Origin of the sequence: Flavobacterium sp. (genome assembly GCF_049590715.1) — a bacterium.
Taxonomy (GTDB): Bacteria; Bacteroidota; Bacteroidia; order Flavobacteriales; family Flavobacteriaceae; genus Flavobacterium.
Genome location: NZ_JBAWDL010000059.1, coordinates 1 through 10,039, shown reverse-complemented (window position 1 = coordinate 10,039; position 10,039 = coordinate 1). Strand labels below are relative to the sequence as shown.

The window sequence follows — 10,039 nt, the reverse complement described above, 5'->3', positions numbered from 1 at the left end:
CGTTGTGACTTTAATATCATGTTGATGCCAACTCGATATACTATGAGGTATTAATCCAAATTTCTCTGGGCTATCCCTCTGTGAAAGGTAGATTGCATACGCGTTACGCACCCGTGCGCCGGTCTCTATCTCCGAAGAAATATACCCCTCGACTTGCATGTGTTAGGCCTGCCGCTAGCGTTCATCCTGAGCCAGGATCAAACTCTTCATCGTATATTATGCGAATCAAATTAATTTGATTCTATTTATTGTGACTCGAGTGCTATTGGTTCATTTCAAATCTATCGATTCTATTACTCTTATTCTTTTGTTCTTAAAATCTCTTTTAAAAACGGCTGTCAATTCAATATGTCTAGGAACGTGTTCTTCTTAATTTATCACCTCGCTCAACCCATCTTAATGTGTCGCTCGAAGCGGGTGCAAAAGTACAACTTCTTTTTAATCTCACAAGAAAAATTTAAAGTTTTTTTTACTCTTTTTTCAAAGCCTTAAAAAATATTTCTCTTGTCAGTATTTCAAATAACTTGCGCTTTTAGCGGGGTGCAAATGTAAAACGTAAATTAGTTTCTCACAAGCTTTTTTTGATATTTATTTTAAGAAGTTTTAAACTCCTTTATATCTCAATCGCTTGTCAGTATGTCAGTGAACGTAATCGTTGTTGCGGGTGCAAAAGTAGTTAGGTTGTTCCGTTAAACAATACCTTTTCATAACTTTATTTTAACCTTTTTCTCAACTCACTGGAAATCTGAACTTTCTTTTTTATGATTTTTATGGTTTGTAGGAATTTAGAGGTGTTCAAACACCTGAAACATTAAGGAATCACTAACATCACAAGGGTTTTAAACACAGATTACGCAGATCAGCACAGATTGAAGAGTTTAGAAAAAGCTATTTTATAAAGATTCTTGGTGGAAACACCAAGACAAACAAAGGTCTTATCTGTTATAACGATTTCTTGAACTCATACACTATAATATAGACACGCTTTCTTACTCTTATATATAGTAGTAAACATTCTTAATTAACTGAATCTTCCTGATAACACCTCTACCCTGAGCCCTGATAGAAGTGGGAATTCTTGTGGGGCTGGCGTTTTGCCTCCACAAGAGTACTTCACTGTACCTTTATCTTTATTAGGAGTTCAGTGAACTTCGTTTAAAACGGATAGTAGGATTAGCTCCTGAAAAATCAATCGAAACGAATTGCTTTGACTGGAGAAATCCTTGTGATTATATAAGATGGTATTAACAAAACGATAAAACAAACTCCTACTGTTAATAGATTCAATAATACTATATATATTACATTGATATAAACAGGCGCTTCATTAACATAGTAATTCTCAGGATTAAGCTTAATCAGCCCAAAATATTGTTGTACTAAAAGGATTCCGATACCTATTAGATTCCCAAAAAAAAGTCCTCGAAAGATTAGATAGGTTGCATTATACAAGAAAATTTTTCTAACACTCCAGTTATTCGCTCCAATTGCTTTTAAAATTCCAATCATTTGAGTACGTTCGAGAATAAGAACCAAAAGAGCAACAACCATATTGATTGTCGCAACGATAATCATCACGACTAAGATGACGATGATATTAAAATCAAATAATTTTAACCATTCGAAAATGTAGCTGTATTTTTCGACAATAGTCTTAGAATCTAATGTAGATCCAATATGTTTATACACTTCCTCACCAATTGGTGTTATTTCTTCAAAATCTTTAACGAAAACCTCAAACCCCCCCACTTGGTCTGCTGACCATTTATTGATTCGCTGAATATGTCGAATATCTCCTATTATATAAGTAGCATCAAATTCCTGAAAGCCAGAATTAAAAATACCAACGATTTTAAACCTTCGACTATTAGGCATTTTATTTTGACCATCTTTCATAAAGAAGGTATTGAAAGAATCACCTACTTTAAAATTCAGCCTATTTGCTAAGTACTGAGAAATTACAATTTCCTCATTCAGTTTAGCAGAAAAATCAGGTAAGATTCCTGCAATCAAATACTCTTTTATAAAATCCCATTTATAATCTTTACCTACTCCTTTATATACAATTCCTTCAAAGGCACTTTCAGTCCTAATAATCCCAGCTTTATTAGCAATACCTTGAATGTGACTAACGGCTGGAACGGAAGAAAATTTTGGATAAAAATCTTGTTTAGTTGAAATAGGAATTAAGGTAGCGTCTGATTCATTAGTGTCAAAGTTAGATATCAATATGTGTCCATTGAAGGCTGATACTTTTTCTCGGATTTTTTGCTGCAAACCAATACCTGTCGCTACGGAAACAATCATCATAATCATACCGATTGCGATAGCGGAAATCGCAATTTTGATGATTGGTGCCGAAATACTGCTTTTATTATCTTTTGCAGTTACAAGTCTTTTAGCAATAAAGTATTCTAAATTCAAAATTATGATGATTTAATTGTTTACACATACTAAAGAAACGAATGGGGTCATTAAATTAAAGCGGTAGCTTTTTTTTCATTTCTTCGATAATATTATAAGCGGCTGGACAAACTGGAATGTTTTTTAAGGTAAGATCTGTAATTTGTTGAAATTTTTTTCTATCTGTATGCGGAAACTCTCTACAAGCTTTTGGTCTTACTTCGTAAATAAAACAAGAATTATCAGCATCCAAAAAATGACAAGGAACAGATTGAAGCACATAATCTTTATCTTCATCAACACGCAAGTACTGCTCTATAAACTGTTGTGGTTTTTGTTTCAAATACTTTGAAATTCTTTCAATATCTGCTAGTGTAAATAAAGGTCCAGTCGTTTTGCAACAATTAGCACAATCCAAACAATTTGTTTTTTTGAATGCCGCATTATGAAGATCCTGCATCATGTAATCCAAATTCTTTGGCGTTTTCTTTTTAAGCTTATCGAAATACTTTTTGTTTTCTATATGCTTATCTTTGGCTAGCTTTTCGAGTTCGTTTAATGCTGGTTTCAAAAGTGATTATTAAAAGTTACTTTGCAAAGTTAAACACTTTTAGAGCTTGTTCTCCAACTTTAAAACAAAAATAATGAAAGACCTCTTTGGGCAAGCCATATTTGATTTTCAAACCAATAACCAACCACAAGATCTAATCACTTCTACTTCTATATCCGAAGAAGACGAAATGAGTGTTGCATATCTCTTTAGAACTTATGAAGAGATGCCAAAAATCGAGCAAAAGGCATTGCAATTAGCCAAAGGAAAAGTTCTAGACATAGGTTGTGGTGCTGGAAGCCATAGTTTGTATTTGCAAAATGAACGTGGATTAGATGTTACTGCAATAGATATTTCAGAAAAAGCAATTGAAACATGTCAGCTTCGAGGAATTAAAAAAGCTTCCGTTAAAGACTTCATGCTACTTGAAAAACAAAAGTACGACACCATATTATTAATGATGAACGGAACAGGAATATGTGGTAAACTAAATAAATTACCAGTGTTCCTCAATAAACTAAAGTCCTTATTAGCACCTGGTGGACAAATACTGATTGACAGCTCTGACATCATTTATATGTTTGACGAAGACGAAGAAGGCGCTTATGAAGTACTAGCCAATGGTTATTATGGAGAATTAGTTTTTGAAGTTTCTTATAAAGGACAAAAAGAACAACCTCTTGACTGGCTTTACTTGGATTATAATACTTTGCAAAATGCCGCTTACGCAAATAGGCTTCAGGCTGAGTTAATCCTTGAAGGCGAACATTATGATTATTTAGCGAGACTTACAATAGCTTAGAGAAGTTGGGGGAATTAAAAAATAAAACCTTTAGATTATGAATGATTTAGAATTAGAAAAACTACGTTATCCCATTGGGCAATTTATTGCTCCTAAAAAATACACGGTTACGTACCTTTCCGAGCAAATTGCGGAAATAGTATCTTTTCCTGAAAGATTAAAAAACGAAGTTTCACAGTTAAACGACAATCAGTTAGACACGACTTACCGACCAGATGGCTGGACTATTCGCCAAGTGATTCATCATTGTGCCGATAGTCACATGAATTGTTTCATCCGAATCAAATGGGCATTAACAGAAGACAAACCCATTATAAAATTTTACCATGAAGAACTTTGGGGCGAATTGCATGATAATACGACCATGCCTATCGAACCCACATTATCATTTCTGGAAGGTTTGCATTTTCGATTGGCGTATTTAATGAATAGTTTGTCTAAAAATGATCTACAAAAATCCTTTATACACCCTGCTAATAATAAAGAATACAAAATCGAGGAAATCATTGGAACGTATGCATGGCACAGCAACCATCATTTGGCACACATTACCGAACTGAAGAATAGAGAATCTTGGTAAACAAAATTACATTATAACTAAAACGCCAAACAAAAATGTTTGGCGTTTTAGATTATGGTATATTTAAGTATTTATGTGTTTGCAAAGAAACCCTCCATTTAGGATTGTTCATCACGTAATCAACAATCAGCGGTGTCATTTCTTCTTTTTTACTCCATTCAGGTTGTAAAAACAGAATAGCATCATCATTCACCAACTCTGCTTGTTCCTCTGCAAAAATAAAATCATGTTTGTTATGAATAATTACTTTTAATTCATGAGCAGCTGCGTAAACAGTATCCGTAGGTAATTTATTTTTTTTAGGTGACAAACAAATCCAATCCCAATCACCAGATAACGGATATGCACCTGATGTTTCAATATGTGTTTTACGTTTGTTTTCTTTTAACTTTCGAGTCAATAAATCCATATCCCAAGTTAAAGGTTCTCCACCCGTTACAACAACAGTTTCAGAATATTTACTTGCATTTTCTACAATAGTATCTACCGCTGTAGGAGGGTGTAATTCGGCGTTCCAACTTTCCTTAACATCGCACCAATGACATCCTACGTCGCAACCGCCTATTCTAATAAAATAAGCAGCCGTCCCTGTATGATAGCCTTCGCCTTGAATCGTATAAAATTCTTCCATCAACGGCAACATAGCTCCTTTATTAACTTCTAATTGTATTTCTTTTGATAACATTGTAAAATTTTGAATGGCAAAGGTAAGTATAAAAAACAAAGTAGTTATATATAAAAAAACCGATAACAAAAGTTATCGGTTTCCTGTTTTTAATCAATATTAATTACGGCTTCAAGACTGCTAAAGACTGTAAAGCATAAGCATTAGTAGGATCAATTGCCAAGGTCTTATTAAAATATTCAATAGCTTTCACTTTATCAGTATTTGCATACCCAGCAGCCATCGTATTATAAGACTCAATTAGTTTTGTCTTAACGTTAGCTTTAGCCATTTCTTCTGAGCCTTTTTGAGTTACTAAGTCAACATATTGTTGATAATATTTGATCATCAGTTCATCATTATCTAATAAAGTTTGTGTTCTTGCACGGTACACATAAGCATCAAGTGTAGCTGGTGAAGCTTCAATTACATTTCCAAAAGCTATATCTGCTTTTTTCAGTGCAATGGTGTCTTTGACAACACCCGTTTTAGTATTATCAAAATAGATTGAATTACCTAAATAAAAGTTATCTAATAAGAATGATTTGGACTCTTTATTAGATGTCGCAATTTCAAAAACTGCTGCCGCTTCTTTAAATAATTTTTGTTCATATAGCTTTTTACCTATATCCCCCAAATCTCTTGTAAGCGTAGGCTCCATTTGAACTGCTTTTCTCAGGAACTCAACACCTTCATTGAAAACAGGTAAATCTAAAGTTCCATCAGCCTTAGTTGCTTTATTGATTTTCCCAAGACCTAAATACATATAATCTTGTCCAATAATAGTATTCGAAGGATTGTTTACAAAAGTATTCAACGACTTCAAAGCTTCGTCAATATTTCCATTTTCGTAAGCAGCATAACCTAAGTATCTAAAGATTCTTGGATTAACATTATCTAAAGATTTCATTTTATTAGCTTCAACTTCTAAAGCTTTATAATCTTTAGCCAAGATCAAGAAATCCGCATGTCTCATACGTGAGGTTAAAGAGTAATCTGTAAGACTCATATACTTTTCATAAAACCCTAGCGCTTTTTGAATGTGAGCGTCATAATCTTGTGGTTGATTAGAACCCCAATAGTAATAAGTCTCAGCTAACTCTCTATATACTGGACTATAATTAGGGTTTATTGCAATTACTTCATTGAAAGCACTTACAGCCTCCGTATAAGCTTTTGCACCTTTAAGTAACACTCCTAATTGCATTTTAGCTCTAATCAAACTTGCATCAGCTTGAAATGCAGCTCTATAATTTTTAAAAGCATTGTTTTGATCTTTATCTCCATGGTAAGCATTACCTAATGCCAACAACAACAAAGGTTCTTGACTACTTCTTTCATTAACCGAATTCAAAGTCGCTATAGCTTCTTTATAATTAGGTTTTGAAACATTTGAATATGCATTCGCAATGTATATTAATTCTTGAAAATCTTTCTTTCTCATTTCGTTTTTAGCCAAGTCAAACTTAGCCTTTGCAACCGAAAGATCCCCTTTTTCAAGACTTAATTGCCCCAAACCAATATTATTCAAATGCGCTTCTTTTTTTGCTTTAAGACCATTATCAAAAGCCATCTTTGCTGAATCAGCAACTTTTTGATTTGCATAAATTGTACCTAAAAGGAAAAAAGCTTCTCCATTATCACTATCAGATTTTACAATTGTTTTTAAATTGCTTTTAGCTTTTTCAAATTGTTCAGCGTCTAATTGTTTTTTAACTTCGTTTATATCTTGAGCTTGAATAGCCGAAACTGTTGCAAAAAGAGCAACACCTAAAGTTTTAAATTTATTCATTGTAACATTATTTAATTTATTCATTTTCATTTTTCATTTTTATTATCTCCACTGCCTCTTATTAAAATCTGTCTACTTGGAACACGAACAGGAAGAAGTCCAGACTTCAAAATTATCCTTTGTCCAATATCTCCGGAAACAAATGAAGCAAATCCCATTCCCAATCCTGAATAACCTTGACAGTTGATAATATAAAAATCACGAGATAAAGGATAAATCCCTTCAGCAATGTTATTTTGACTTGGAGCTACGAAATCTTTTTCACCGATTCCTTTAACACTCATTACAGTAACCTTTGGTAAATACCCCTGAATAGCAGCACTTGGTTGGTATAACCAATTTAAACCGATAACACCAATCATTCCATCATTCTCAGATACGAATTTTAAAACTTCCGTATTATCCTTCATAGAATAGACACCTTTTTTGTCTAAACAAGAGACTCCTGATAATTCATTCAAATACCGTACCGTACTTGAATTTGGGTTGTCAAAAACCAATCCTTTAATATTATTATGGGAAGTTCCTTTAACAAAATTTATTACGTCTACTAACGAAACTAAAGTATCTTTATTCTTTTTATTAATTATAAAAGCAATTGCATCAGAACCTATAATAGTCACTTTAGGCTTGATTTTTAATTTTTTAAAATGATTTATTTCATTATCATTTAATTCCCTTGGCAACACAATAATCCTAGAGGTAGAATCCGTTACAAAATCTAATGAGGCTTCTTTTTCAGATTTGGATATCAAATTGATATTTGCACCATATTCTGCTTCGAAAACAGCAATCTGATCTTCTATAATCGGCTTCAAAGTTTCGTCTACAAGAATATTGACGTCCCCTTTTAAAATCGTCTCTTTATCTTTACTTTCTTCTTTACAACAAAAGAACAATGTTGACAAGAGAATAACAAGTACAAAGTTAAACCTTAATGATAATTTCATATTTACTCTTTATTATCTTTAATAATCCGAATGACCCTAACAAAAGCATAAACAAATAAGACGATACCAAAAGCAACTCTGTAACTATAACTCATGTCTATAGGAAAATTGTCCATAAATATAATCAATAATCCTAAAACAAAGTAAAGAAAAAAGAACAAAACCCCTATAACAAGAAGAAATCGCTCTTTGAGCGATTTCTTCTGAATATTTCTATAAATTTTATTCAGCATTAGTCCGCTGTTTGAATAGTAATTGGAAGTGAATAAAGCACCCTTACTGGTTTCCCGTTTTGAACACCTGGATTCCATTTTGGACATTTTTTCAAAACTCTAATTGCTTCTGCTCCTGTTCCAAAACCAATATCTCTTAACACTTTGATATCCGTCAAAGAACCATCTTTCTCAACAACAAAAGTTACATACACTTTCCCTTTAAGACCTTCTTCATCGGGAGCTCTATAATTCTTCCCTACATAGGAGTAGAACTTTTCCATTCCTCCTGGGAATTCAGGCTTAACCTCGATACCCGCAGTACTATAAATAGAATTATCATCAACTTCAACAACTTTATTTACTTTAGGACCATCATCAACAGCTAAAACTACCCTAACTTCTGCATCTGGATCTCCTTTAACATTTTTAGTACCAATTAATTTATCTTTGATATCTACAATTTTAGGAGGATCTTCTTTAACTTCTTCTGTTTTAGCAACTACAGGTTTAACAAACTTCACTTGTTCTACGACTGCTGGAGGAGGAGGTGGAGGAGGTTCGTTTAACTTAATCTCTTTAATCTCTTCCTTAGGTGGCAATTTAATATCTGTAATTTTTATCTCATCTACATGTATCTCTTCTTCCTTACCCTCAGGCAATAAGCTAGAAATCATAGGAAATGCAAGGGCTAAAGCAAAGAAAAAAGAACCAATCAACAATGCTTTCACAGTTGTCTTGGTATTGCTTCTCCTCAACTCGTAAGCACCGTAACTTTTGTTACGACCCTCAAAAACGATATCTATCCAGTTGCCTTTTAATATATCTAATTTCATTTTACTTAATTATTAAGTTGTTATGAACAAACTATTATTTAGTTCCTTCTAATAATTTTGTTTCTTCTGGCGTAAAATCATTAACGATAGCATAAATAGGAACTTTCAAAATTGCCATTTCATCTAAAACATCAACTACGTTCTTATAAGTAGATTTCTTGCTTGGTTTAATAATTACTGTCATTGCTTTTTTATCATTTCCAGTAGACTTAACATAAGCATCTATTATTTTTTTTCTATCAAGTAATTCCTTACGAATACCATCTTTACCGTAAACAGCATCTTTTGGTGCTGTTATAGGGGTCGCTAACAAACCCGAATAATAAATAAGTTTATTATTTTCACCTAACAAAAGAGTAACAGTTAATTTTTCATCAACTTTAGTATCTTCCTCTGGCTTGTCTTTTTCCTTTGCAGGCAAGCCCAGACTCATCGATTGAGGCTTAGATAAGGTTGTGGTCAACATAAAGAAAGTAATCAACAAGAATGCTAAATCAACCATAGCGGTTAAATCTACTTTCGAGTTTTGTTTTTTACTTCTTACTTTGCCGCCTTTACCACCACCGCCGTCGCCAGTATTTAATTCAGCCATTTTATTTTATTTTAATTTAATTAAAAGTCTTTCCCTCTCAAACCTGTCACTAGACTAAAGCTATTAACATTTTGATCTTGCATAATATCTAAGACTTTCTTAATAACTTGATATTCTTCTTTAGAATCACCTTTAATAGCGACTTTTGGCTCTTTTTTATTGATTTCAACATTCGCTTCACGCGCATTTAAAACCCAGTCTTTCAACTGATTATTCAAAGAATCCATAGGAACACCTGGTTGTTTTGCTTTCACTCTATCAGCTGATTTCATTGCTATAATTTGCTTTAAATTAGCAATTGGCACACCAAAATCAGTCATTAATGAGAAATCAAATTTTTCTTTATCAGTAAATTCAATACCATATTTCTCTCCCATTAACTCTAACGCTTTTACACGCACATCTTTCCCTTTAAGATCGAAAAAAACTTTATCATCACCTACTGTTAACGTTACCAAATCTGAATCTGGCAATTTCGTTTGCTCTGTTGAAGATGGAGTGTCTACTGGCAAAGCTTCAGGAAGTTTTGACGTAGCAGTCAAAATAAAGAAAGTAAGCAAAAGGAATGCAACATCACACATGGCAGTCATATCCGTAGATGTTGACTTTTTTTTCATTTTTATTTTAGCCATTCTTTTTGTTTTTTATTTGATACAAT

The 10,039-nt window shown here is 33.0% G+C and carries 10 protein-coding genes and 1 rRNA gene; 2 read left to right on the top strand and 9 right to left on the bottom strand.

The features are described from left to right. The 3 genes from WBQ70_RS02955 to WBQ70_RS02945 all read right to left on the bottom strand — a co-directional run. A 16S ribosomal RNA gene (locus WBQ70_RS02955) occupies nt 1–213 on the bottom strand; the annotation flags it as partial. 975 nt (nt 214–1,188) lie between these two features. Then, the gene (locus WBQ70_RS02950; RefSeq protein WP_423910335.1) at nt 1,189–2,424 is read right to left on the bottom strand and encodes an ABC transporter permease; all 1,236 of its coding nucleotides are present in this window, start codon (nt 2,422–2,424) and stop codon (nt 1,189–1,191) included. A gap of 55 nt (nt 2,425–2,479) precedes the next feature. Then, nucleotides 2,480–2,974 carry a YkgJ family cysteine cluster protein gene (locus WBQ70_RS02945; RefSeq protein WP_423910332.1) on the bottom strand — a complete coding sequence of 165 codons (495 nt, stop codon included), beginning with the start codon at nt 2,972–2,974 and terminating at the stop codon, nt 2,480–2,482. 73 nt (nt 2,975–3,047) lie between these two features. Between WBQ70_RS02945 and WBQ70_RS02940 the strand changes: the two genes are divergently transcribed. Both WBQ70_RS02940 and WBQ70_RS02935 read left to right on the top strand, forming a co-directional pair. Next, nucleotides 3,048–3,755: a class I SAM-dependent methyltransferase gene (locus WBQ70_RS02940; protein WP_423910329.1), complete on the top strand. Its 708-nt coding sequence runs from the start codon at nt 3,048–3,050 to the stop codon at nt 3,753–3,755. A gap of 37 nt (nt 3,756–3,792) precedes the next feature. Further along, nucleotides 3,793–4,335, top strand: coding sequence for a YfiT family bacillithiol transferase (locus tag WBQ70_RS02935; RefSeq protein ID WP_423910327.1), 543 nt, complete (start codon nt 3,793–3,795; stop codon nt 4,333–4,335). Between the two features lie 52 nt (nt 4,336–4,387). Here the strand turns inward: WBQ70_RS02935 and WBQ70_RS02930 are convergent, their stop codons facing one another. The 6 genes from WBQ70_RS02930 to WBQ70_RS02905 form a co-directional block, all read right to left on the bottom strand. Continuing rightward, a complete protein-coding gene (locus WBQ70_RS02930) occupies nt 4,388–5,020 on the bottom strand; it encodes a 7-carboxy-7-deazaguanine synthase QueE (RefSeq protein ID WP_423910324.1) in 633 nt (210 codons plus the stop codon). Nucleotides 5,021–5,123: 103 nt separating this feature from the next. After that, nucleotides 5,124–6,791: a tetratricopeptide repeat protein gene (locus tag WBQ70_RS02925; RefSeq protein ID WP_423910321.1), complete on the bottom strand. Its 1,668-nt coding sequence runs from the start codon at nt 6,789–6,791 to the stop codon at nt 5,124–5,126. Nucleotides 6,792–6,817: 26 nt separating this feature from the next. Beyond that, on the bottom strand, nt 6,818–7,741 hold the full coding sequence (locus WBQ70_RS02920) for a PstS family phosphate ABC transporter substrate-binding protein (protein WP_423910318.1): 924 nt from the start codon (nt 7,739–7,741) through the stop codon (nt 6,818–6,820). 232 nt (nt 7,742–7,973) lie between these two features. Further along, nucleotides 7,974–8,789, bottom strand: coding sequence for an energy transducer TonB (locus tag WBQ70_RS02915; RefSeq protein ID WP_423910315.1), 816 nt, complete (start codon nt 8,787–8,789; stop codon nt 7,974–7,976). A gap of 34 nt (nt 8,790–8,823) precedes the next feature. Continuing rightward, entirely contained in the window at nt 8,824–9,381 is a 558-nt protein-coding gene (locus WBQ70_RS02910; RefSeq protein WP_423910312.1) for an ExbD/TolR family protein, read from the bottom strand. 20 nt (nt 9,382–9,401) lie between these two features. Continuing rightward, the gene (locus WBQ70_RS02905) at nt 9,402–10,013 is read right to left on the bottom strand and encodes an ExbD/TolR family protein (protein ID WP_423910310.1); all 612 of its coding nucleotides are present in this window, start codon (nt 10,011–10,013) and stop codon (nt 9,402–9,404) included. Nucleotides 10,014–10,039 lie beyond the last annotated feature (26 nt).